Origin of the sequence: Micromonospora acroterricola (assembly GCF_003172955.1) — a bacterium.
In the GTDB taxonomy this organism is placed as follows: Bacteria; Actinomycetota; Actinomycetes; order Mycobacteriales; family Micromonosporaceae; genus Micromonospora; species Micromonospora acroterricola.
In genome coordinates this window covers 53271-75004 of record NZ_QGKR01000149.1, presented here as the reverse complement: position 1 = coordinate 75004, position 21734 = coordinate 53271, and the positions used below count along the sequence as shown (strand labels likewise).

The following is a 21734-nucleotide window of genomic DNA, read 5'->3' as shown; positions in this document are numbered from 1 at the left end:
TGACGGCCACGGTAGCAGCGCCGACGGCCGTGCTCATCCGCATTTGATCCCGCTCCGGACGGCGACGAGTTGTGGGGCTTCCTACCTGTCGTGCTGTCGGCGCACCATCTCGCTGATCCAGATGGGCGCGAACGGAGACGTGCAGCCCGGGGAGGTCGGGTAGTCCCTGAGCACTCCCAAGCGCTGGCCGATGTCGATCGCGCGGGCGCGGTGCTCGGCGTGCTCGATCCCGATCTGAGCGAGGCAGTGGTTCATCGCCCACTGCAGCCGGTCCGGGGCGTCCTTCATCTCCGCCTCGATGACGTCGAGCAGCCCGGGCAGGTCGAGGCCCTCGGGCTTCTTCGCCACGCGTTCGGTGGTCAGCGCCCAGCCGGCACTCGCGACCACCGGGTCCGGGTCGGCGAACCAGGTCAGGCGCAGCCCTTCGGAGTGCGGGTTCTTCTTCACCACGTAGTTCACGAGCCAGTCGTGCACCTTGGGTGTGTGCGCCTCGCGCACCATGACGTCCAACTCGTCACGCTCGAACGCCTTCGGGCGGCAGATCAGAATCGCCAGGAGTCTCGCCGCGGTGTCATCCGTCTGCCAGAGCTGGCAGGCGAGCTCCTGCTGCGTCTTCAACCGCTTCGCGAGCGCGCGCAGCTTGCCGAGGTGCACACCGTGATCGTCACCGTGTTTCTCGTTCACCTCGCGTGTCTTCGGGTCCTCCAGGTCGGCCAGCTCGGCCATCACCTGGGCCACCGATGTCTCGCTCAGCGTCGTCTCGGCCATTTCAGCCTCCCGTCCATCACGTTCGAGACGCAGCCTACGACGGAAGGTGGCCACGACCGAGTTCCCGTACATCGACGCGACGCCGGCCGTCTAGTACGTTACCGGCGAGTAGGACTAGCGATCGTGACGGCGGGGAGGCCGCGTGGCCGGGAAACACCGTTCGTGGTGGGGCTGGGGGCACGTCGAGGACGCGGTGACCGGCGCGGAGGCCACGGCGTTGACGGACCGGGTGCGTACTCTGCTTCCCGGCAGCGACCTGACCGAGCACGTCGCGCCGCCGGTGGCCGAGCTCGGCTTGCGCCCACCCCGGGTCGATCCGCCAACGTCGCTCGCCCGGCTGTGCTCGACGGACCTGGCGGACCGGGCGGCGCACACCCACGGCAAGGCGTTCCGGGACGTCGTCCGCAATCTGCACGGGGATGTCCACGACCCGCCGGACCTGGTGGTCCGGCCGGTGACCGAGCGGGACGTCGTCGACGTGCTGGACTGGTGCGCGGAACGGGACATCGCGGTCATCCCCTATGGCGGCGGCTCGTCGGTGGTCGGCGGCGTGGAGCCGCGCCTGGGTGACGCGTACCCCGCGGCGGTCAGTCTCGACCTCGGGCGCCTCGACCTGGTGCTGGAGGTGGACCGGACCAGCCGGGCGGCCCGCATCCAGGCCGGCGTGTTCGGCCCGGCGCTGGAGGACCAGCTCCGGAGGTACGACCTCACACTGCGGCACTTCCCGCAGTCGTTCGAGTTCTCCACCCTGGGCGGCTGGTTGGCCACCCGCGCCGGCGGTCACTACGCCACCCTCCTCACCCACATCGACGACCTGGTGGAGTCGATGCGGGTCGTCACCCCGGCGGGCACCAGCCAGTCGCGCCGGCTGCCCGGCTCCGGCGCCGGGCCGTCCCCGGACCGCCTGTTCCTCGGCTCGGAGGGCGTGCTCGGCGTCATCACCGAGGCGTGGATGAGGCTGCAGGACCGGCCCCGCTGGCGGGCGGGCGCCACGGTGCACTTCACCGACTACGACGAGGCGGTCACCGCCACCCGGGCCATCGCCCAGTCCGGTCTGCACCCGAGCAACTGCCGGCTGCTCGACCCGGCGGAGGCGCTCCTCAACGCCGGCGCCGCCACCACCGGCGGCGTGCTCGTCCTGGGATTCGAGTCCGCCGACCATCCGGTCACACCGTGGCTGGACCGCGCCGTCGAGCTGTGCCGCGACCACGGGGGCACCCTGCCGGAGCCATCCCGCAGCGACGACTCCGCCGGCCCACGGCAGCGGACCGCCGCCGCCGACGCCTGGCGGTCAGCGTTTATGCGGATGCCGTACCAGCGTGACGCGCTCGCCGCCCGGTCGATGATCGTGGAGACGTTCGAGACCGCCTGCACGTGGGACCGATTCCCCGCCATGCGTACCGCCGTGCTCGACGCGGCCGGCGACGCGCTCCGGGCCGTCGCCGCGACCGGCGTGGTGACCTGCCGCTTCACGCATGTCTACCCGGACGGCCCGGCCCCCTACTTCGGCGTGTACGCCACCGGCCGCTGGGGCGCCACTCTCGCCCAGTGGGACCAGATCAAGCATGCCGTCTCCGACGCTCTGCTCGCCGCCGGCGGTACCATCACCCACCACCACGCCGTCGGCCGCGACCACCGACCGTGGTACGACCGGCAGCGTCCGGACCCGGTCGCCCTCGCGCTGCGGGCCGCCAAGAACGCGCTCGACCCGTCCTGGATCCTCAACCCCGGCGTCCTCGTCGACCCCGCCGGCTGACGTTTGGGTCGGTAGAACGTTCTGGTCAAGCGTCATGGCTTGCGGCTGACGTTTCGCGGCGGCCGGGTGACGATGTCCAGCCCTGCTGTTGCAGTCGTTCGATGCCGTTCAGAAGCAGGTCCATCGCGAACTCGAACTCGAACTGGTCGTCACAGCCCTGTCCCAGGACGGACGTGTCGTCGTGGGACGCCGCCATGGCGATCTCCGCCACGTGCGGGAACCTGGCCGCGATCTCCGGCGGCAGGGCCGTCGGTGGGTCCGGGTTGGTCGTGCCGGACCGGCCGGCGCGCCGGGAGGCGTCGAACAGTTCCTGGCTGAAGCCCAGGATCCGGCTGCCCATCGCGTGCATCACGTGGTGCGCGAGGTCGACGGAGAATCCGCCGGCGCGAAACGTCCCGATCATCGAGTCGAGGTAGGACAGGATCGCCGGCGTCGCCATGTTCCGCGACTCGATCGCCAGCGGTGCCCAGGGGTGGCGCTGGAGCACCTGCCGCGCCGAGAGGATGCGTTGGCGGACCCCGTGCTTCCAGTCGGTGTCCGGCGTGGGCGGATCGATCTCACCGACGACCAAGTCGATCATGCCTTCGAGCAGTTCGTCCTTGTTCGCCACGTGCTTGTAGAGGGCCATCGGCACGACGCCGAGATCCTGAGCGAGGTTGCGCATGCTGAGGGACTCGATCCCGGCCCCGTCGGCGAGCGCCACGGCGGCGCGCAGGATCCGGTCCCTGCTCAGCGGCGTCCGGCGCAGCGTCTCAGCCTGCTCAGCCATCTCACTCCTCGTCCTCCGGCGGTGGGTGAACCATAATCCTCTTGACAGGTGTACGGCGTACACCTATATTCCCTCATGAGGTGTACGGCGTACACCAATGAGGGGAGAGCAGATGAAGGCGATCGTCCAAGACCGATACGGCCCCCCGGACACCCTCAAGATCGCAGACGTCGAGGTGCCGGTGCCCGCCGCCGACGAGGTGCTCGTGCGGGTCGAGGCCGCCGCGCTCAACGCGTACGACTGGCATGTCATGCGTGGCGACCCCCGGATGGCGCGGTTGACCATGGGCCGGTCGAGGCCCCGGGCGCGCATTCGCGGCCGCGACTTCGCCGGCCGGGTCGAGGCCGTCGGCACCCACGTTCGACAGGTGCGCCCGGGCGACGCCGTCTTCGGCGACCTCGGCGACGCCAACGGCGCGTTCGCCGAGTACGTGTGCGTGCCCGACGCTCTGGTCGCGCCGATGCCGGCGAACCTGACGCCGCAGCAGGCGGCGGCCCTACCCCTGGCCGGTATCACCGCGCTCATGGGACTGTGCGACGTCGGGCGGGTCGAGTCGGGCCACCACGTCCTCGTCAACGGCGCCTCCGGCGGCGTCGGAACTCTGGCCGTCCAGCTGGCCAAGGTGATCGGCGCGACCGTGACCGGGGTGTGCAGCACCCGCAACGTCGACCTGGTCCGCTCCCTCGGCGCCGACCACGTCGTGGACTACACCCGCGACGACTTCGCCCACGACACCCGCCGCTTCGACGTCGTGTTCGACCTGGTCGGCAACCGCTCACTCACCGCGCTCCGGCGGGTGCTGACCCCGAGCGGAACGCTGGTGCTCTCCGGCGGCGGCGTCTACCGCGGCGGCAGCCTCATCGGACCGGTCGGGCTCATCGCGCGCGGTCGGTTGCTGGCACCCTTCGTCCGACACCGCATCGTCATCCTCACGACGGCACCCGGCCGGCAGCACCTCGACACGCTCCGTGCCCACGCCGAAGCCGGCCGCCTCACCCCGGTCATCGACCGGACCTACCCGCTCCACGAGGTGCCCCGAGCCATGCGGTACCTCGAAGGTGAGCACGCGCGGGCGAAGGTCGTCATCACCGTCTGAGCTGGTCGCACCCGGCGTCACGGGTCGACGGGTGCGTCCCGGATGGCGAGTGCGGCCTGGACGAGCGCCGCGTGGGTGAGCGTCTGGGGGTAGTTGCCGAACTGGGCGCCGGTCGCGGGGTCGAGCTCTTCCGCGTAGAGGCCGAGTGGGCTGGCGTGGCTGAGCATGGTCTGGAACATCTCGATCGCCTCGACGCGGCGCCCGGTGCGGGCGAGGGCCTGAACCAGCCAGAACGAGCAGGGCAGAAACGCGCCTTCGGTGCCGGGGAGACCGTCACGTCCCGGCGGATAGCGATAGAGCAGCGGACCGCCGGCGGACAGCCCGTCCCGGACGGCGTCGATGGTGCCGTGCACCCGGGGCGACTCGGCGCTGTCCATCTCCAGCAGCGGCAGGATGAGCAGGGCCGCGTCCAGGTCCGCCGAGCCGTAGGCGCGGACGTAGCTGCCCGTTGCCGGGTTGAAGCCCGATGCCCGGACCTCGGCGGCGATGGCATCTCGTGCTTCCCGCCAGAGTCGGCGTTGGCGGTTCGGCAGGGGATGAGTGTCGGCGATGCGCAGGGCCCGGTCCAGAGCGAGCCAGCCCATGAGCTTCGAATGGACGTGTTGGGCAGTTTGGCGGACCTCCCAGATGCCGGCGTCGGGCTCCTGCCAGCAACGGGCGACCACATCGGCGAAGCCGCGCACCGCCCGCCACGCTTCGGTGTAGAGGCGCTGCCCAGCCTGCACGAACGTCCAGGCGGCGTCGATCAGCCAGCCGTAGCCGTCGAGCTGGTGCTGGGCGGCGGCATCGTTGCCGATCCGTACCGGCACGCTGCCGAGATACCCGGGCCAGCCGGGAAGTTCCCGCTCTGCGGGTACGTCACGGCCGTGGAGGGTGAGCAGCGCCGGCAGGCGTGGCCGCTGGAGCCGGGTGGCGTGCAGCAGCCACGCGAGGAAACCGCGGGCCTCGTCGAGTTTGCCGACGCTGAGGAACGCGCTGACGCCGATGCTGGCGTCACGAGGCCAGACGTAGCGGTAGTCCCAGTTCCGTGCCCCGCCCGGATCTTCGGGCAGCGACGTCGTGGGTGCGGCCACCGGCGCTCGCGACGGCGAGTAGGTCAGCAGCCGCAGGGTCAGCAGGCTTCGTACGACGTGGTCCCGGAAAGGCAGCGAGCCGTCGATCTCGGCGCTCCAGGCCCGCCAGCGGTCCTCGTCCTCGGTGAGCAGTTCCCAGGCCCATGCCGGCTCGACGTGGATCAGCGGTTCGCGGTAGGCCACGGCCAGCACCAGGGTGACGGGCCGGCCCGGCGTGACCGTGATTAGGGCGGGCCGACCTGGTTCGATGGTGAGGTTGGGCGCGCAGCCCAGAGAGACCGCGAGCGACCCCCACTGACACATCACGGCGGGGTGCCGGTGGTGGACCCGGGGCCGGCGGTGCCGCACGCCGAGGCGGGGATCGAACTCGACGACGGCGTCGACCGCCGATTCCTCGGTCGACAGCCGCCGCACGATCAGTGTCGTGGGCAGCAGGCGTCCGCTGACCTCGGCCACCATGGCCTCGGTGAGGGTGAGCCGGCTGCCGCCTACCGCCCATGTCGTCTCCAGGGTGGCGGTGTGCTGCCGGTAGCGCCGCTCGACGACCGTGGCCGGTCCGGCCGGGCCCACCCGGAACGTTCCCGCGTCCGGGCCCCCGATCAGCCGGCCGAACAGGGGCTCGCCGTCGAAGCGGGGCACGCAGAACCAGTCGATCCCGCCGTCTCCGGCGACCAGGGCGGCGGTACGTGTGTCACTCAACAGCCCGTAGTCGCTGATCGGCGCTGACGGCCGGGGACACCTCGTGTCGGATCCGCTGGTCATGGAGATCGCTTCCTGACGAGTCGTCGGACGAGGGTCAAGCTGCCTGAAGCAGCAGCCCGAGGACCACCCCGTAGATGACGTGGACAACAGCCGCGACCACGGGAGTCTGGATGCCGTAGTTGACGCCGAACAGGCCGGGCGGCTCCAGCACGGCCGTGCTGGCCGGGCCCGCCCGCTGGGAGGCCATGCGCGGGTGGACACCCGGCAGCAGCGGCAGGAGCACCGTCAGCGCGATCCCGACGTGGACGGTCCCGAGCAGTGCCCCGATCCACCAGGTGGCACGGTTGAGCAGGGCGAACGTGGCCGCGTAGCCGAGGGCGAAACCCTGACCGGCGCAGAGGTGGATGAAGAACCCGAAGACGCGGGCCCGGTCGGGATCCTCGGTGACGAGGGTCCCGAGCACCAGGGGAAAGTCGAGGCGGGTGAGGCCGGCCAGTTGAGCAGTGATCTGCGCCGCGGTGAGCGCCGCGGTGGCGACCAACCCGAACAACGCCCATCCGGCCCAGTCCATCAGTGGTGGACGCGGCGCGCGCCGACCACCGGAAAGGCGCCTGTTCCGGCGTCAGCTGTCGTACGGCGGTGTCGGGCCACCGGTACGTGGCGCCGCGATGTTCCCTCGGTCATCGGTCCGTCCTTCGCCTCGACAACGTGAAGGTCGACGGCCCTGATCGGGGACGCCCGCGTCGCACCTCGGACGACGGTGGCCGCGCCGGTTTTTCACCATAAGTCACCGGACTGTGCGGTGCGGCGTGCTCGCCGAGATACCACCGCCGGTAGGACGGTGCCCACGAGGCGGATGATCGCCGACCGGATGGGGGAGGGAGCCCGACGATGGGCAGCTTCTGTCCCGACGCCCGGAGGACCCGGGTCAGCGGGGTGCGCCGGCGTACCAGTTGCTCACGGGCGGCGGGTGCCGCCGTGGCGTCCCACGTCGGCGCGAAGTGCCTCGCGGAGATTCTCGGCGGCGTCGGCCGGTTGGAGGTAGCCGGCGGCGACATTGCGGACGTCGGCGGTCACCACGCGGGCCACGTAGCCGGCGTGGGTCCGGTAGAGCTGGTCCAGGGTGGCCTCGTCGAACGGCTGATAGGTGCCGAACAGCACGCAGAACGACTCGCCGGCGTTGTCGCCGGTGTTCAGCGCGGTCGGCACGGCGACCTGCGACAGCCGGATCCCGCCGCGGGCCAGGCCGTGGGCGTCACGGGCCTTCGTGCCATCCGGGTTGAACACCAGCGGCGGCGCGGTCGGCGGCGGAGTACCCCGCTCCACCCAGCGCACCAGGTGGGCGTACGCGGCGGCGGTCACGTGCTGCATCGGCACGCGGCTGAACGGCGGCCGGGCGCAGGTGTAGACCGGGGCGGCGCCCAGGTCGCGCTCCTGGATCGGCGCCCGGTAGACCTGGCCGTTCTGGCCGCTGTGTGCCGCGCCGGCCACCTCCCACCGGCGGAACCGGTCGGTGTCGGCCGGGCGGACCGGCGTGCGCACGTCGGTCTCCGACAGCACCTGGAACACCGGCTCGTCGCCGACCCGGGTGGGCGCGGAGCCCACGATGAAGCCGTACCCGTCGAACACCGGCTGCACCTGGGGCAGGACCCGGTCGTAGTAGACCGTCATCCGGCCGGCCGACTGCGAGGCGCCGATGGCCAGCACGGTGCGGGCGCGCAGCCGGCCCAGCGGCGAGACCCCCCGCGGGTCGGCGACGGCCCTGCCGGCCTGGGCGAAGATGTCGTACGAGAGCTGGTCGCCGACGTACCGTCCCCCGCCGGTGACGTCGAGCCCGCCGTACCGGGTCGGGCTCCAGCCCCGGAGCTGGTCGACACCGACCCGCTGGGCGGAGACACCGATCCAGGCGTCGCCGGCGCGGATCGTCGACTCGGCGTTCCAGAGCGCGTCCAGGTCGTACCCCGCCGTGACGTTCTGCCACTCCACCAGGGCGACGCCGTTGAACCGGCGCGGGTCGGCAGGCCGGCGCACGACCAGCCGGGTCTGGTACGCCACGTCGGTGGCGACCTGGTTGCCGGCGGTGTCCCAGCCGTCGGCGACACCGGAGAGATAGAACTCCTCCTCGACGTAGCCCTTGGCGGCCAGATCGGACGGCGTCGAGAAGAAGGGGTAGGTGTCGGCCAGCCGCTCAGCGAGCGGGTCGCCCGGCACCGTGCCCGGGATCGGACCGCGAACCGCGGCGCGGGCGATCGGCTCCCGCTCACCGGGTGCGGCAGCGCCCGCCGGTGTCGAGGCGAGCAGCGTGGCGACCAGGGTGGTGACCAGAGCGGCGGCGAGGGCGGCGGTACGCGGTGGACGTGTCATGGCGAGAACTCCTTCACGACGACTTCCTGGCCGTACCATAAACGGTCTTCAATGGCGTCGGAACCGGGCGGCGGAGAGCTGAGACGGCTGTCGCAGCCGCCGCTCAGCACGCTTCGAGCACCGCCCGGGCGGCACGTTCCGCGGTGGCGGGATCGGCCCGCCGCCCATGGATCAGCTCCGCGTACAGCATGGACTCGACGATTCGCACGTACAGGAACGCGGCGCCGTCGAGATCGGCCGGCGACCAGGTGGGGTCGCCGGCCGCGGCGACCAGAATGCCCTTCTGCGCATCGACGACCCGGGCGTGCACGCCGCCGGCCGGCGTGAACAGCACCCGCGCGGCCGTCGCCGGCTCGGCGCGCAGGAAGGCCCGGAACGGCCGAGCCTGGCGGACCCCGACGGCGAACCGACGGGTCGTCTCGAGCACCCCCTCGACGCCGGTGGCGGCGGTCTCGGCACAGGCTCGGGTGAGGAGCCGCTCCGCGAGGCGCCAGAGCACGTCACCGAGCAGCCGGTCGCGGCTGTGCACCACCCGGTAGAGCGTGGCTCGGCTGACCGAAAGGCTGTCGGCGAGCGCGTTCATGTCGAGAGTGGCGTTACGGAGGAAGAACACACACCCGCCCTGGACGACACGCTCCGCGCTGACCACCCGTCGCGACGGCACCGGCATTCCCCGACGATAGCGCCGCCCGATACACCTGGTGGAAGCCGTTGTGACGAGGGCCGGCGTACTAGAGGGGTGATTCGCCCAACCGGGACAGGGCCTGGGTGACCACCGTCAGATCCTCGGAGCCGAGCCCTTGATCCACCACCCACTGCCACTCCGCGGCCAGAGCTTCGGCGGCGGGGAGCTGACCGGCTCCGACTTCGCGCAGTGCCAGGTTGACGTCCTTGAGAGCCAGCGCGAGGGGATACTGCGCGGTGTAGTCGTCGCGGCCGATCCGCTCCAGCTTCTCGGCGGCCCAGGGCGAGACGAGCGGGCTTCCCTTCAGGGCTGCCAGGGTCGCCGCGCGATCCAGGCCCAGGGTTTCGCCGAGCGCGACGGCGTCGGCGAGCCCTTCGGCGACGAAGGCGAGCAGCAGGTTGTTGACCAGCTTCAGCCGGGAACCGGCGCCGGCCGGCCCGACCCAGACGGTACGGTGTCCGACCGCGTCGAAGACCGGTGCGACCTGGTCCCGGACCTGCTCCGGTCCGGAGGCGAGGACGACGAGCTGGCCCTGCTCGGCCGGGCCACGGCTGCCCGCGACCGGGGCGTCCACCATGACCACGTCGGGACGTTTCGAGGCGACCAGCCGGGCGAGGCGCTCGGTCTCGGTGACGCCGATGGTGCTCATCTGGGCCCACACCGCGCCCTGCGCCATCGCGGCCAGCATGCCCTGGTCCGTGGCGATGGACCGGACCGCGTCCGCGTCGGTCACCATCGTCACCACCACGTCGGCTCGGCGCACCGCGTCGGCCGGGCTTCCGGCCACGTCCGCGCCCTGCTCACCGAGTCGGCGGGCGGGCTCCGGGCGCCGGTTCCAGACGACCGTCGGCAGACCTGCCCGAAGGATGTTCGCGGCCATCGGCGCGCCCATGCCGCCGAGCCCGAGTACCGCCACCTGCCGTACCTGATTCATCACGTCCCCGCTCCTCGTACCCGGGGCAGCGTAGGCCGCGGTGGCACCCCGGTGGACCGATCCCGCCGAAGCCGCCGCCGCGCATGTGCCGAGTGGCAGGATCGACGAACGACGAGTGCGCCGGGCGCCGGGTCCGGGCCACCCCTGGTGCCGGCGTGCTTGAGATCGGCGAGTACGGGGTACCGGAAGTTTCATGCCGAGTGTGGGGCAACTCGTCGGAGACCGTTACCGTCTGGCCGAAAGCATCGCCAGTGGCGGTATGGGCGATGTGTGGCGGGCGGTCGACGAAACGCTGGACCGCTGCGTGGCCGTCAAGATGCTGCACCCCCGACTGGTCACCGACGCGGGCTTCGGCGAACGGTTCCGCCGCGAGGCACGCGCGATGGCGGCACTGCGCCACCCGGGTGTCGCCCAGGTCTACGACTACGGCGAGATGTCCCGGCACGGAGCGCCGGTCCTCGCCTACATCGTGATGGAATGCGTGCAGGGCCAGCCCCTGTCGGAGCGGATCGCCGAGGTCGGCCAACTGGACGTCGCCGAGACGCTGTCGATCGCCGCGCAGACCGCCCGCGCCCTGCAGGCCGCGCACGACGCCGGCGTGGTGCACCGTGACGTCAAGCCCAACAATCTGATCATCGAGCCCGACGGGCACGTCGTACTCGTTGACTTCGGTGTTGCCGTCACCCAGGAGGCGGCGAGCCTGACCGGAACGAACCAGGTCGTCGGCACGGCCCTGTACATGGCACCCGAGCAGGTGTCCAGGAACGAGACCACCTCGGCGATCGACATCTACGCGCTGGGTGCCGTCATCTACCACTGCCTCGCCGGTCGACCCCCGTACCAGGGTGACAACGCCGTCGCCGTGGCGCTGCAGCACCTCGAAGAGAACCCGCCGCCGCTGCCCGAAGGCGTCCCGGCGGAGGTGCGGCAGTTGGTGGCCACCGCGATGGCCAAGGAGCCCGCTGACCGGTTCCCGACGGCGGCGGCCATGGCCGCCGCGGCGCAGGCCCTCGCGGACTCGTCCGACGGGCAGGTGAAGGCCGCTACCGGGGCGACCTCCGCCGGGGCGCGAACCGCGCTCCTGGCGACCCGGCGGTCGACCGTCGGCGGTGCGCGGAGCCGGGCCGTCAGTCGTCACCGTACGACGCTCGCGGTGCTTCTCGGATCGTTGGCCGCCGCCGGTGCCGTCCTGGTGCTCGCTGATCCCACCGGGATGATGCCCGGCCCGACCGGGCGACCGTCGGTGCCCCCCGCGGTCCCCCCTGCCGTGTCGCCATCTCAGGACGGACCTGGACCTGGCCCTGGACCTGGACCCGGCCCTGGCGGCGGTGGCGGCGAGCCGGAAACCCGCGGTTCTGCCAGTGTGCCGGTGCGGGCGCCCGGATCTCCTGCCCCGACGGCCACCCGGTCGGCAGGGGAGAGGACGACAGCCCGGCCCACGCCGTCCGGCGGGAGCAGTGTGGGCGCACCCGGTCCCACCACGTCGGAGAGCGCCTCCCCGGAACCGACGGTAGCGCCGACGGACGATACGACGGTGGCACCGACCGTGGAGCCGACCGAGGAGCCGACGGAGGAGCCGACGGAGGGCCCGACGGCGGAGCCAACGGTCGAGGAATCGGCAGCCGGAGGGACCGCAACGCCCCGGGGCTAGTCGACGCTGGCGCAGGCCACGTCGCGGACAGCGGCGCCTGCCTCGGCGCGTGCCCCGGGCGGATCCGGCCTGAGGATCGCCGGCCCGCCGGCCGGGGATGGTGCCGGGCTTGTGCGGACCCGGTGTGGCGCGGCGGCCGAGGCCGCCGCGCCACAGGTGCGGTGTCAGGAATTGGTCGGGGTCAGCCGGTCCGGCAGGTGACCGTCGGCCAGGTCCAGTTGCCGTTGGCCATGATCGTCAGCCCGAAGTTGTTGCCGCTGCCGTTGGGTCTGGCGGTGACGGTTCCGCTCGTGCCGCTGACGGAGGCGCTCCAGCTGTTCTGCACGCTCTGGCCGCCGCCCAGGCCGAGTGTGACGACCCAGTTGCTGGCGCCGCTGACCGCGACGTTGAGGTTGAACCGGTCGCTCCACTGCTGGCCGGCGGACAGCGTCGCGGTGCAGTTGCCGGTTCCTGGCGGGTTGCCGGTGGTGGGCCCGGGACCGGGGTTGCCGCCACCACCCTCCCGGACGGTGATGTCGGAGCTCCCGCTGCTCTGGTAGCCCTCGGTGGCGATGATCTGGTAGCTGTGGTTGGTGCCGAGGTTCAAGCCGGCGCGGGCCCAGGCGTCGAAGTGGTTGGCGGTGGTGATGGTGCCACCCGTGCGCTTCTGCTGGCGGACGCTCCAGTACTGGTAGAACGTGGCGATGCCGTCGATGGACGGCTGGTTGACCCGCTGGGTGCGGTAGAGGTCGTAGGTGCCACCGTCGCTGGTGACGGAGCCCACCCGGGTGGCGCCGGTGCTCGGGTTGTAGGTGCCGAAGTTCTCCACGACGTAGTACTCGATGAGCGGGTTCCGCGTCCATCCGTACAGGGCCAGGTAGCTGTTGCCGTTCGGGCTGTAGGTGCCCGAGTAGCTGATCGTCCTTCGGCTGCCGGTGGCCCAACCCTTGCCGCCGACCCAGTTGTTGGTGCCGCTGCCCCACTGGCTGGAGTACCGGCCGTCCGCGCGCAACGTCATGCTGGCGTTGCCGCTGTCCTTCCAGAACGAGAAGAAAAACCCGTTGTGCGTGCCGGTGGTGTTCGAGCTGACGGTCCGGTCGGCTTCGGCGTACGCGTTGGTGGCCACCATCGTGCTGCCGATGGCCATCACCGCGGCACAGGCGGCGCCGAGGAGCAGCCGTGTCCGGCCGCGTCTTCTCGCTCTGGTGGGGGTGTGGTTGTTGTCGCTCATGTGCTCGCTTCCTCCTCGGGACGGCTGGCGGGAGGCCAGCAGCGCGGTACGACCCGGGGGGCTGTCGGTGGCCAGGTGACGGCCGCCGGCAGTCGGCGTCGTAGCACGCGGTGGTGGTTGGCCGGTCGTCCTGCACGAACGACCGGAGGAGTGGGTCGCTGTGGATGGCAGTGACGGCGATTGAGCTCCGTCGATGGCGACCGTATTGAGCCGCCCGTCGCCTTGTCAACAATTTTCGGAAACGTTCTGGCAACCTCGCCTGGACGGCCGGTTCGCGGCAGGAAGGCGTTCATCCTGGCCAGAAGACTTAACCTGGTCGATCGGGATCGGGGGTGATCAGATCGGACCGTCCATCGACGGATCAGGATCCGGGTGGGTGTCGCCGAAATTTCCGGAGCATTTCCGGACCACGGTCAGGCGACCAGGCGGCCGGCGTGCCCACCGCCGGCCCCGATCTGGCGGACGTACTCGTTGCGCCTGGTCCCGCCGCGGTGCCTTCAGGCCAGGAGACGCTCGCGCATCGTCGCGCCCAGGTTGATCCCACCCACCGCCTGAGGGCCGGTCGGCGCGTGCACGGCGAGGGTGTTGTTGCGACGCATCAGCTCACGGACGGCAGGGGGCAGCCGGGGCGGGTCGTCCATGGCCGCGAGGACCTGAGCGGCGCTCGAGATCAGTCGATCGACCAGGGCGGCGCCGTCGGTGTCCACCCGCACCCGGCCGTACTCCCAGCCGGCGACGGTGAGGTCCAGCACCTCGAAAACGCGGGTCAGGAGCGGGTTCGGGTCGGTCACCCGGTCAAGCCGGGACGCCTGGTTCCCGACCACCGCGACGGCGGCGGCCACCTGCGCGTACGGGTGGAAGCCGCACGGCAGCGCGAACAGTGGCCACCGCAGGGCCGGGCCGGCCTCCTTCCACAGCGGCCGGTAGTTCCGGCGGTGCACCAGGAGCCGCCGGCCCGTCCGTTGGTGTATCGCGTGGGCCTGGGCCTGCAGGTCCGCGTGGGCCTCGTCGGCGACCTGGCTCACGATCCGGGCCGCCACCACCAGACCGTCGTCGCCGTTGAGGACCCCGGTGACCGCCTCGACCTGCTCCGAGAAGGGGATCGACGCTCGGGGGCCGTACCGGTACTGGACGTCCTGTAGCAGCGCCTGCTGCCGCCCCTCATCGAGCTGGACACGTCCGCCGCCCAGCAACCGCCGGAGCCACCGCATTTCGCCTCGTTTCAGCAGAGCCGTCCCGGACCGCGGCAATGCTAGTGCGCGGACCTCCCTCGTACGGCGATGGGGTGGCTGACCGATCTCCGACCTCGATGGCGGTGCACCGGACGGCGCGGCGACGCGCCCACGACCGAGATTCTCGAACTGGCCGACAGAATTCCCACGGCGATGTCGAGAACCGGTGACCGGCTCCGTCCCCGAGGTGAAACGTGACCAGAATGGGTCGCACCAGCACCGAGGAGAACACCGATGGCGAAGTACCTGCTGCTCAAGCACTACCGCGGCGCTCCGACCGCGGTCAACGACGTCCCCATGGACCAGTGGACGCCGGAGGAGATCTCGGCGCACATGCAGTACATGCGCGACTTCGCGGCCCGGCTGGAGGAGACCGGCGAGTTCGTCGACAGCCAGGCGCTCGCCCCCGAGGGGACGTTCGTCCAGTACGACGGCGAGGGGCGCCCACCGGTCACCGACGGCCCGTTCGCCGAGACCAAGGATCTCATCGCCGGCTGGATGGTGATCGACGTCGACAGCTACCAGCGCGCCGTCGAGCTGGCCGGCGAACTGTCGGCCGCCCCCGGAGCGGGCGGGAAGCCGATCCACGAGTGGCTCGAGCTGCGCCCCTTCCTGACCGAGCCGCCCACCATCACGGAGTGACCTCTCCGGTGAACGAAGCCCTGCTCCGGAGCCTCACGCCGAGCGTGCTCGGGATCCTCGTCCGCCGCGGAGCCGACTTCGCGGCGGCCGAGGACGCCGTGCAGGACGCGCTGGTCGAGGCGGTCCGCGTCTGGCCGGCCGACCAGCCGCGGGACGCGAAGGGCTGGCTGGTCACCGTGGCCTGGCGCCGGTTCCTCGACGCGACCCGGGCCGACGCCGCCCGGCGCCGGCGTGAGGACCTCGTCGACGAGGAGCCGGCGCCCGGGCCCACGCCCGCGGTGGACGACACGCTCCAGCTCTACTTCCTGTGCGCCCACCCGTCGCTGACGCCGTCGTCCGCGGTCGCGCTCACGCTGCGCGCCGTCGGCGGGCTGACTACCCGCCAGATAGCCCAGGCCTACCTCGTGCCCGAGGCGACCATGGCGCAGCGCATCAGCCGGGCCAAGCGCACCGTCTCCGGCGTGCGGTTCAACCAGCCCGGCGACGTCGCGACCGTCCTGCGCGTCCTCTACCTGGTCTTCAACGAGGGCTAATCCGGCGATGTCGACCTCGCGGCCGAGGCCATCCGGCTCACCCGGCAGCTCGCGGCCGCGATCGACCACCCCGAGGTGGCGGGACTGCTCGCCCTCATGCTGCTCCACCACGCCCGGCGCGCCACCCGGACCGCGCCCGACGGAAGCCTGGTGCCGCTCGCCCAGCAGGACCGCGGTCGATGGGACACCACGTCGATCGCCGAGGGCGTCGAGATCCTGCAGGCGGCCCTCGCCCGCGACCGCCTGGGCGAGTTTCAGGCCCAGGCCGCCATCGCGGCACTCCACGCCGACGCGCCCACCGCCGAGGAGACCGACTGGGTGCAGATCGTCGAGTGGTACGACGAGCTGGCGCGCCTCACCGACAGCCCGGTCGTCCGGCTCAACCGCGCGGTGGCCGTCGGCGAGGCCGACGGACCGCGTGCGGGCCTGGCGGCGCTCGCGGCGCTGGACGGCGCACTGCCCCGCCACACGGCGGTGGCCGCGTACCTCCATGAGCGCGACGGCGACCTGGCGACGGCGGCACGGCTGTACGCCGAGGCGGCCCGGAAGGCGCCCAACCTCGCCGAACGCGACCACCTGACGCGCCAGGCCGCCCGTCTCAACACCCGCCGGAGTCGCTGACCGGTGGCCCGGGAGTCTTCGCGGGTGCACGAGAGTGTGCGTGTGATCCGGCGCCCCGCAGCGGGACAGTGGCGCGCTGGTGCCGACGGTCGATGAGGCTGACTGCGGCGGTAACGAGGATCATGGCCGCGCCGATGACCAGCAGAACTCGCGGGCCCGGTCCCAGCAGGGCTCCCGCCGCAGCCGTGCCGGCCGAAGCCGCCCCCACTTTGATCGCGGCCATGGACACGAACACCTGGGCCCGCGCCTCCGGCGGCGAGTACTGCGCCCGGGACGCCAGCGTGGCCGTGAAGAACGGCGCGTTCAGGGCCCCGACCAGCGCGAAGGCAGCCAGCGCCAGACTGAAGCTGGGCGCCAGCGCGCACAGCGCCAGCGCGATCCCCACCAGTCCGGCCGTGCCGGTGACCAGCTTCTCCGGCTCGCCGAGCAGTGGTCGAGCGGTCACCGCCAGCGAGCCGACCAGGTTGCCGAGACCGAACCCGGCGACGAGTAGCCCGGCCGTACCCGCGTCGACGTGCAGTTCGTGGCCGAGCGCGACGGCGAGGACGGCGACAGCCCCACCGGGGATGGCAACGACGACCGTCGTGTACATGACCCTGCGCAACGGTCCGGTAGCCACGATCAACCGCAATGCCTCGCGTACGGAGAGCACCCGCTCCGGCGCCACGGAGTCCCCGCTGGCCGGCAGCGTACGGACGAGCATCCCGGCGACGATCGCCGCGGCCGCGAGAACCAGCATCGACGTACGCGCGCCCGTCAACGCGGCCAGCAACGCCACCGCGGCCGGGCCGGCGGTGCCGCCGACGCCGTAGCTGAGCGAGTCCAACCCTTGCGCGCGACGCTGGGCGCGTTCGTCCGAGCGCACCAGGCCCGCGAGCCGGCTGCTCAATCCGCCGGTCAGCAGGGGCCCGCACACACCGGCAGCAGCCGCCAGCACGGCAACCGCCACAACCGGCAGCCGTCCTAAGCCGAGCGCCGCCGCTGCGACCAACAGGCCGTACGAAACACAGATCGCGGCGATCAGTCGCCGGCCGTCCCGGGACCGGTCGAGGCGCCGGGCCAGGACGGGCCCGAGCAGGTGGGGCGCGGTCAGGCAGGTGACCAGTAGCGCCCCGACCAGCGACGGACGCGGCACATCCGGTGTGACGGCGGCCAGCAGGACGAACCCGACCGCGGCTCCCGCATCCGCCCCGCGTGCCAGGATCGCGGCAGCCACATAGCGCACCACGGTCATCTGCACGATCCCGTGGTACCCGCCCACTGTGTCGAAACACGTGCGACTGGTCCACTCGCTCTTGCGCCGCCCCGGACGCAGAGTGGACGCACGTGCGGGTGGGCGTACACCACGCTCAGTGCCGCCACCTGCGTTCGGGTCCTATTTCGATTCACCGCAACGACCTCGAAACGCCCGATCCTCCATCGCGACGGACCTGTGGCTGGCCGATGAGTTTGGGATGATGCGCCGGTCTACCTGTCGACAGCACCTGACTCGAAGGGATCACCCTGATGGCAAAGGTCATCTCCACGTTGTTCATCTCGGCCGACGGTGTGGCCGAGATCGATCCGGACTGGCACTTCCCGTACTTCGACGAGAACATGGGTCGAGCCGTCACCGAGGACTATGACACCGCTGACGTGCTGCTCATTGGCCGTGAGACCTACGACAGCTTCGCCGGCGCATGGCCCGAGCGTGAGGCGGCGGGTGGGGAGGACGCGCCGTTCGCCAAGCAACTCGGCGACATTCGCAAGGTGGTCGTCTCGCGCCAGCCGCTGGAGTTCTCCTGGCGCAACTCCGAGCTGATCGAGGGCGATCTCCTCGATGCCGTCACCGCTCTCAAGGCCGATGCCGGCGTCAGAGGCGTCCTCATCCCCGGGTCGATCTCCGTGGTGCAGCAGTTGCTCGCCGCGGGGCTGGTCGACGAGCTGCGCCTGCTGGTGCATCCGGTCGCGGCGCGTAAGGGCCGCAGGTTGTTCGACGAGGGCGACGCGCCGTACCACCTGAAGATGACGGCGACGGAGGCGTACCCGACGGGCGTGATCCGCGTGATCTACTCGCCGACCGCGGCACCTGCCACGGTCGGCTACGACGAGGTCAAGGAGTACGTGCCCGAAGGTCAGTAGGGGCCGCGCTGGCCGATCCCGTTCCGGCGCGGCGGCCGGAGCCGACCCGGCCGGCAGCCACGCGGGGCCGCTCGCGAAACCGGTTCAGTGTGCTCGGAGGTGGTCGTGCAGGGCGCGGGCGACCTCGCCCATCGCCGCCTCGGCTGCCGGCTGGACCGCGGCCGGCACGACGGACTCGGTCAGCGCGGCGACGGCGAACACTCCGCCGTCGTCGTGCTCGACCACACCGACCTCGTGTCGCAGATTGAGCAGGGTGCCCGTCTTCGCGGACCATCTCGACGCGTCCGAGCTGAAGTCGGGCGTGAGGCGGTGCCGTACGACGTTGTCGCCCATGAGCGACCGCATCCGGGCGGCGACACCGGCAGCGATCCGCGACGGGACCCACAGCGCTTCGAGGAGATCGACGAAGGCCCGGGCGGTGCCGACGTTGGCGCGGCTCACGTCCAGCTGCGGCACGGCGTGTCCACGCCCGGAGGTCCCCGAGCCGATCGCCAGGGAGTGCGCGAGGTGTACGTCGCGGGGCTCGAAACGTTCGGCGGGTGTCTCGATGAGGTCGCGCAGCAGGTGCCGGACGGCGATGCCGGAGATCCCCGCGTCACGCACGGCGCGGTTGACCTCGGCGGGCGGGACCAGGGCGAACAGCGCGTCGGCGGCAACGTTGTCGCTGATCGCGGTGCTGAGGTACAGCAGGTCGTCCACGGCGATCCGGGCAGGATGACGGAACTTGGTCAGCCCCGTCGGACCGGCTGTCTCGACCCGACCCGGTTCGACGTCTATCATCCTGGCGCCGTCGATGTGTCCGTCCTCGACGCGGGCGAGCACGGCGGTGGCGAGTGGCACCTTGACCAGCGAGGCGATCGGGTAGACGAGATCGGGCGCGATGCCGATCTCGGCCCCGCTGGCCAGGTCCCGCACGAGGAACGAGCCGGACAGGCCGGCGCCGGTCAGCCGTCGGCGCAGGGCCTGGACGAGCCGTTCAGCGGTGGTCATCGCGGCTCACCGGAGCCTGCGGAAGCGGCCAGGCAGCGTCCGACCTGGGCGCCGAGCCCGCCGCGGAGCTGATCGGCGTCGCCACCGGCCACGGCGGAGACCCCGTAGCCGCGCGCGACGGGGTCGCCGGCCACCGGACGCCAGTACAGCTCCAGCTCGTCTGCCTGGGCGGCCGGGCACAGCAGCAGGTTGTTCGTCCGGACCACGTCGGACACCGCGGCGGTGAGCGTCGCGGCGACCGCTATCTGCGCGGGGGCCAGCGCGGCGCGATGGCCGATCTGGACCAGCCGGTCCCGGACGTGCGCGACGTCGTCCTCGGGCTGGATCCAGATCCGCCGGGACGAGCGTTGCGCCCGGCCCGGCCTCAGCGTCTCGATGTGCAGGGGTTCCGCGCCGTCGTCGCGGGCCGAGGCCAGGCCGAGCGGCGCCACCCAGGTCGCCTCGTCCGGCGGGAGCGCGACGAGCGCCACCCGCACCTCGCCGGACCTGAGCAGGTCGGCGCGAGCCGACGGGCCGGCGTGTCGGAAGTCAAGGATCGTGCCCACCTCGCGTGCGGCCGCATCCAGCAACGCCAACTGCCGGACCGGGCAGGTCTCGGGCACGGCGACGGCGAGTGGTCGGAGCTTCGCCTTCTCGACGTCGTCCTCCAATGCGTCCGCGAGTTGCACCAGCCGTTTCGCCGGCGCCACCATGTCGCGCCCGAACGCGGTCAGGACCGCACGCCGGGCGGCCCGGTCGAACAGCCTCTCACCGAACCGCTTCTCGAGGGCGGCGATACGCCGGCTCGCCACGGGCTGCGGCACCCGGGCGGCCGCGGCGCCGAGCGTGAAGCTTCCTCGTTCGCCGACGTGCACGAACACCCGGCAGGCTTCGATCAAGTCCACGACCTCATGTTATGCCGGAACAGCATGGAAACCCCTGTTGGCGTCTTTGACCGCATGAGTCCAGGCCCGCAAGCTCGAAGCCATGATTCCTGCTATCCGGCGTCCTGCCGTCCTGGCCCTCCCACTCGTCCTCGCCGCCGCGTTGCTGAGCGGGTGCGGCGCGGACGTCGCCAACCCTCCGCCGGCCCCGTCAGGTCCCGCGTCCCCGTCGGCCGTTGCGGTGTCGGCCTCCGCGGACCGCCAGTTCGGCGAGCTCGAACGCCGGTTCGGCGCCCGCCTGGGCGTCTACGCGATCGACACGGGAACCGGTCGCACGGTCACCCACCGCGCGGACGAGCGCTTCGCGCACGCGTCGACGTTCAAGGCCCTGCTGGCTGCGGTGCTGCTCCGCCGCCTGTCCGACGAAGACCTGCGGCGCGTCGTGACGTACACCGAAGCCGACCTGCTGGAACACGCGCCGATCACGTCCCAGCACGTGGCCACGGGAATGCCGGTCGAGGACCTCATCGCCGCCGCGGTGCGGTACAGCGACAACACTGCCGCCAACCTCCTGCTGAACGAGATCGGTGGTCCGAAGGGACTGCAAGGTGAACTACGGAAGATCGAGGACCGGACCACGAACATCAACCGGAACGAACCAACGCTCAACGAAGCCGTCCCGGGCGACGACCGGGACACCAGCACCCCGCGGGCGCTCGGCACCGATCTGCGCACGTTCGCCCTCGGTGATGTCCTGCCGAAGGCCAGGCGGCTGAAGCTGACCGACCTGCTGATCGGCAACACGACCGGCGGCCCGTACATCCGGGCCGGTGTCCCCTCCGACTGGAAGGTCGGCGACAAGACCGGCAGCGGCGGATACGGCACCCGCAACGACATCGCCGTCGTCTGGCCCCCCACCGGCAGCCCCCTCATCATCGCCATCCAGTCGGATCGCGGCGTACCGGACGCGTCCTCCGCCGATCCGCTGATCGCCGAGGCGACCAAGGTCGTCGTCGCGACGGTGCGCTGACCGGGTCGGCGTTCCTCCCCGGTCAGCGCCGCTGGCGGGTCAGCTGTCCGTCGGGGGCGGCGACAGCTCGGCGTGCCGCACGACGTAGTCGCCGTCGGTGACCGGGGCGAAGGGCGCCGGCGCCATGCAGGTGCCGACTGTGCCCTCGCGCCACTGGCCATCGGGTCCCTGGTCGGCGTTGACCACCGCCCACGAGAAGCCGACCCGGTCGCCGCCCGGTCCGTCGTACACGCTGAAGCCGAGCCGGCGACCGACCAGGCCCGCCGCCGGCGCGTCGGCCTCGGTGACCACGGCGGTGAGCGTCGCGGTCCGCGCGGCCGTGACCAGGCAGTCGACGCGGGCCGCGAAGCGGACGGTGACGCCGTCCGCCGCGACCCGGTGGGCGACCCGGACCGTGCCGGTCGCGTCGGTGGGCAGGCCGTGGGGCGCGCCGGGCATCGGTCGGGTGTACGGGGTGGCGCGCGCGTCGAAGGTGAAGCTGCGCACGTCGCGGTCGGGCGCGAACGTCAACCGGACCTCACCGGCCCCTCCGACGCTGGCCGTTTTCGGCGCGTGCGGGGTGGCGCTGGCGCCCGGCACGGCGACCAGCGTCGCCGTGACCACGACCGCCGCCGTACCCAGTCCCCGGAATGTCTTCCTCATCGGTCCTCCCTCGTGGCGACCGGTGTCGCCGTCGGGTTCCACGCTGCCGGTA

19 protein-coding genes and 1 pseudogene are annotated in these 21734 nt (G+C 71.8%); 7 read left to right on the top strand and 13 right to left on the bottom strand.

Annotated features, from left to right (window positions below; all coding sequences use genetic code 11):
• Positions 1 to 81 precede the first annotated feature (81 nt).
• On the bottom strand, positions 82 to 768 hold the full coding sequence (locus tag DKT68_RS07955; RefSeq protein WP_109816761.1) for a DNA alkylation repair protein: 687 nt from the start codon (positions 766 to 768) through the stop codon (positions 82 to 84).
• Between the two features lie 142 nt (positions 769 to 910).
• Here DKT68_RS07955 and DKT68_RS07950 point away from each other — a divergent pair, with 142 nt between their 5' ends.
• Positions 911 to 2524: an FAD-binding oxidoreductase gene (locus DKT68_RS07950; RefSeq protein WP_109816760.1), complete on the top strand. Its 1614-nt coding sequence runs from the start codon at positions 911 to 913 to the stop codon at positions 2522 to 2524.
• Positions 2525 to 2549: 25 nt separating this feature from the next.
• Here the strand turns inward: DKT68_RS07950 and DKT68_RS07945 are convergent, their stop codons facing one another.
• Positions 2550 to 3293 (bottom strand): TetR/AcrR family transcriptional regulator, encoded by a 744-nt coding sequence (locus tag DKT68_RS07945; protein ID WP_109816759.1) that lies wholly within the window; start codon positions 3291 to 3293, stop codon positions 2550 to 2552.
• A 112-nt stretch (positions 3294 to 3405) separates the two neighbouring features.
• Here DKT68_RS07945 and DKT68_RS07940 point away from each other — a divergent pair, with 112 nt between their 5' ends.
• Positions 3406 to 4389, top strand: a complete 984-nt coding sequence (locus DKT68_RS07940) for an NAD(P)-dependent alcohol dehydrogenase (RefSeq protein WP_109816758.1) — start codon at positions 3406 to 3408, stop codon at positions 4387 to 4389.
• A gap of 17 nt (positions 4390 to 4406) precedes the next feature.
• On the opposite strand, the gene DKT68_RS07935 is transcribed toward DKT68_RS07940, so the two are convergent.
• The 5 genes from DKT68_RS07935 to DKT68_RS07915 all read right to left on the bottom strand — a co-directional run bounded on the left by DKT68_RS07935 (position 4407) and on the right by DKT68_RS07915 (position 10147).
• On the bottom strand, positions 4407 to 6224 hold the full coding sequence (locus DKT68_RS07935; RefSeq protein WP_109816757.1) for a glycoside hydrolase family 15 protein: 1818 nt from the start codon (positions 6222 to 6224) through the stop codon (positions 4407 to 4409).
• A gap of 34 nt (positions 6225 to 6258) precedes the next feature.
• Positions 6259 to 6735 (bottom strand): hypothetical protein, encoded by a 477-nt coding sequence (locus tag DKT68_RS07930; RefSeq protein ID WP_109816756.1) that lies wholly within the window; start codon positions 6733 to 6735, stop codon positions 6259 to 6261.
• Positions 6736 to 7121: 386 nt separating this feature from the next.
• Positions 7122 to 8528 carry an alpha/beta hydrolase domain-containing protein gene (locus tag DKT68_RS07925; RefSeq protein WP_201748944.1) on the bottom strand — a complete coding sequence of 469 codons (1407 nt, stop codon included), beginning with the start codon at positions 8526 to 8528 and terminating at the stop codon, positions 7122 to 7124.
• A gap of 103 nt (positions 8529 to 8631) precedes the next feature.
• Positions 8632 to 9198, bottom strand: a complete 567-nt coding sequence (locus DKT68_RS07920) for a QsdR family transcriptional regulator (protein WP_109816755.1) — start codon at positions 9196 to 9198, stop codon at positions 8632 to 8634.
• Positions 9199 to 9259: 61 nt separating this feature from the next.
• Positions 9260 to 10147 (bottom strand): NAD(P)-dependent oxidoreductase, encoded by an 888-nt coding sequence (locus DKT68_RS07915; RefSeq protein ID WP_236646790.1) that lies wholly within the window; start codon positions 10145 to 10147, stop codon positions 9260 to 9262.
• A 259-nt stretch (positions 10148 to 10406) separates the two neighbouring features.
• Between DKT68_RS07915 and DKT68_RS07910 the strand changes: the two genes are divergently transcribed.
• Positions 10407 to 11798 carry a serine/threonine-protein kinase gene (locus DKT68_RS07910; protein ID WP_236646780.1) on the top strand — a complete coding sequence of 464 codons (1392 nt, stop codon included), beginning with the start codon at positions 10407 to 10409 and terminating at the stop codon, positions 11796 to 11798.
• A gap of 181 nt (positions 11799 to 11979) precedes the next feature.
• Here DKT68_RS07910 and DKT68_RS07905 read toward each other — a convergent pair whose 3' ends face one another.
• On the bottom strand, positions 11980 to 13008 hold the full coding sequence (locus DKT68_RS07905) for a glycoside hydrolase family 11 protein (RefSeq protein WP_109816752.1): 1029 nt from the start codon (positions 13006 to 13008) through the stop codon (positions 11980 to 11982).
• A 497-nt stretch (positions 13009 to 13505) separates the two neighbouring features.
• Positions 13506 to 14219 (bottom strand): hypothetical protein, encoded by a 714-nt coding sequence (locus DKT68_RS07900; RefSeq protein WP_109816751.1) that lies wholly within the window; start codon positions 14217 to 14219, stop codon positions 13506 to 13508.
• Positions 14220 to 14474: 255 nt separating this feature from the next.
• Here DKT68_RS07900 and DKT68_RS07895 point away from each other — a divergent pair, with 255 nt between their 5' ends.
• Positions 14475 to 14882 (top strand): YciI family protein, encoded by a 408-nt coding sequence (locus DKT68_RS07895; protein WP_109816750.1) that lies wholly within the window; start codon positions 14475 to 14477, stop codon positions 14880 to 14882.
• Between the two features lie 8 nt (positions 14883 to 14890).
• Positions 14891 to 16036 (top strand): annotated as a pseudogene (locus DKT68_RS07890) (RNA polymerase sigma factor).
• Here the strand turns inward: DKT68_RS07890 and DKT68_RS07885 are convergent.
• Positions 16014 to 17270 carry an MFS transporter gene (locus tag DKT68_RS07885; protein WP_236646789.1) on the bottom strand — a complete coding sequence of 419 codons (1257 nt, stop codon included), beginning with the start codon at positions 17268 to 17270 and terminating at the stop codon, positions 16014 to 16016. The pseudogene DKT68_RS07890 and the gene DKT68_RS07885 sit on opposite strands and share 23 nt — an antisense overlap.
• A 272-nt stretch (positions 17271 to 17542) precedes the next feature.
• Here DKT68_RS07885 and DKT68_RS07880 point away from each other — a divergent pair, with 272 nt between their 5' ends.
• A complete protein-coding gene (locus tag DKT68_RS07880; RefSeq protein WP_109816748.1) occupies positions 17543 to 18157 on the top strand; it encodes a dihydrofolate reductase family protein in 615 nt (204 codons plus the stop codon).
• Between the two features lie 84 nt (positions 18158 to 18241).
• Here DKT68_RS07880 and DKT68_RS07875 read toward each other — a convergent pair whose 3' ends face one another.
• Together DKT68_RS07875 and DKT68_RS07870 are read right to left on the bottom strand one after the other, a co-directional pair.
• Positions 18242 to 19147 (bottom strand): serine hydrolase, encoded by a 906-nt coding sequence (locus DKT68_RS07875; protein ID WP_109816747.1) that lies wholly within the window; start codon positions 19145 to 19147, stop codon positions 18242 to 18244.
• A complete protein-coding gene (locus DKT68_RS07870) occupies positions 19144 to 20031 on the bottom strand; it encodes a LysR family transcriptional regulator (protein WP_109816746.1) in 888 nt (295 codons plus the stop codon). Before DKT68_RS07870 ends, DKT68_RS07875 begins: the two co-directional genes overlap by 4 nt.
• Before the next feature lie 82 nt (positions 20032 to 20113).
• Between DKT68_RS07870 and bla the strand changes: the two genes are divergently transcribed.
• Complete coding sequence (bla, locus tag DKT68_RS07865) at positions 20114 to 21040, top strand: class A beta-lactamase (protein WP_201748943.1); 927 nt, start codon at positions 20114 to 20116, stop codon at positions 21038 to 21040.
• A 39-nt stretch (positions 21041 to 21079) separates the two neighbouring features.
• On the opposite strand, the gene DKT68_RS07860 is transcribed toward bla, so the two are convergent.
• Complete coding sequence (locus DKT68_RS07860; RefSeq protein WP_109816745.1) at positions 21080 to 21682, bottom strand: hypothetical protein; 603 nt, start codon at positions 21680 to 21682, stop codon at positions 21080 to 21082.
• Between the last annotated feature and the right edge of the window lie 52 nt (positions 21683 to 21734).

Bases quoted from the DNA above. Each gene is read 5' to 3' on its own strand.
- DKT68_RS07955 (WP_109816761.1), bottom strand. From the start codon at position 768: ATGGCCGAGACGACGCTGAGCGAGACATCGGTGGCCCAGGTGATGGCC.
- DKT68_RS07945 (WP_109816759.1), bottom strand. From the start codon at position 3,293: ATGGCTGAGCAGGCTGAGACGCTGCGCCGGACGCCGCTGAGCAGGGAC.
- DKT68_RS07940 (WP_109816758.1), top strand. From the start codon at position 3,406: ATGAAGGCGATCGTCCAAGACCGATACGGCCCCCCGGACACCCTCAAG.
- DKT68_RS07935 (WP_109816757.1), bottom strand. From the start codon at position 6,224: ATGACCAGCGGATCCGACACGAGGTGTCCCCGGCCGTCAGCGCCGATC.
- DKT68_RS07930 (WP_109816756.1), bottom strand. From the start codon at position 6,735: ATGGACTGGGCCGGATGGGCGTTGTTCGGGTTGGTCGCCACCGCGGCG.
- DKT68_RS07925 (WP_201748944.1), bottom strand. From the start codon at position 8,528: ATGACACGTCCACCGCGTACCGCCGCCCTCGCCGCCGCTCTGGTCACC.
- DKT68_RS07920 (WP_109816755.1), bottom strand. From the start codon at position 9,198: ATGCCGGTGCCGTCGCGACGGGTGGTCAGCGCGGAGCGTGTCGTCCAG.
- DKT68_RS07915 (WP_236646790.1), bottom strand. From the start codon at position 10,147: ATGAATCAGGTACGGCAGGTGGCGGTACTCGGGCTCGGCGGCATGGGC.
- DKT68_RS07910 (WP_236646780.1), top strand. From the start codon at position 10,407: ATGGGCGATGTGTGGCGGGCGGTCGACGAAACGCTGGACCGCTGCGTG.
- DKT68_RS07905 (WP_109816752.1), bottom strand. From the start codon at position 13,008: ATGAGCGACAACAACCACACCCCCACCAGAGCGAGAAGACGCGGCCGG.
- DKT68_RS07900 (WP_109816751.1), bottom strand. From the start codon at position 14,219: ATGCGGTGGCTCCGGCGGTTGCTGGGCGGCGGACGTGTCCAGCTCGAT.
- DKT68_RS07895 (WP_109816750.1), top strand. From the start codon at position 14,475: ATGGCGAAGTACCTGCTGCTCAAGCACTACCGCGGCGCTCCGACCGCG.
- DKT68_RS07885 (WP_236646789.1), bottom strand. From the start codon at position 17,270: ATGACCGTGGTGCGCTATGTGGCTGCCGCGATCCTGGCACGCGGGGCG.
- DKT68_RS07880 (WP_109816748.1), top strand. From the start codon at position 17,543: ATGGCAAAGGTCATCTCCACGTTGTTCATCTCGGCCGACGGTGTGGCC.
- DKT68_RS07875 (WP_109816747.1), bottom strand. From the start codon at position 19,147: ATGACCACCGCTGAACGGCTCGTCCAGGCCCTGCGCCGACGGCTGACC.
- bla (WP_201748943.1), top strand. From the start codon at position 20,114: ATGATTCCTGCTATCCGGCGTCCTGCCGTCCTGGCCCTCCCACTCGTC.
- DKT68_RS07860 (WP_109816745.1), bottom strand. From the start codon at position 21,682: ATGAGGAAGACATTCCGGGGACTGGGTACGGCGGCGGTCGTGGTCACG.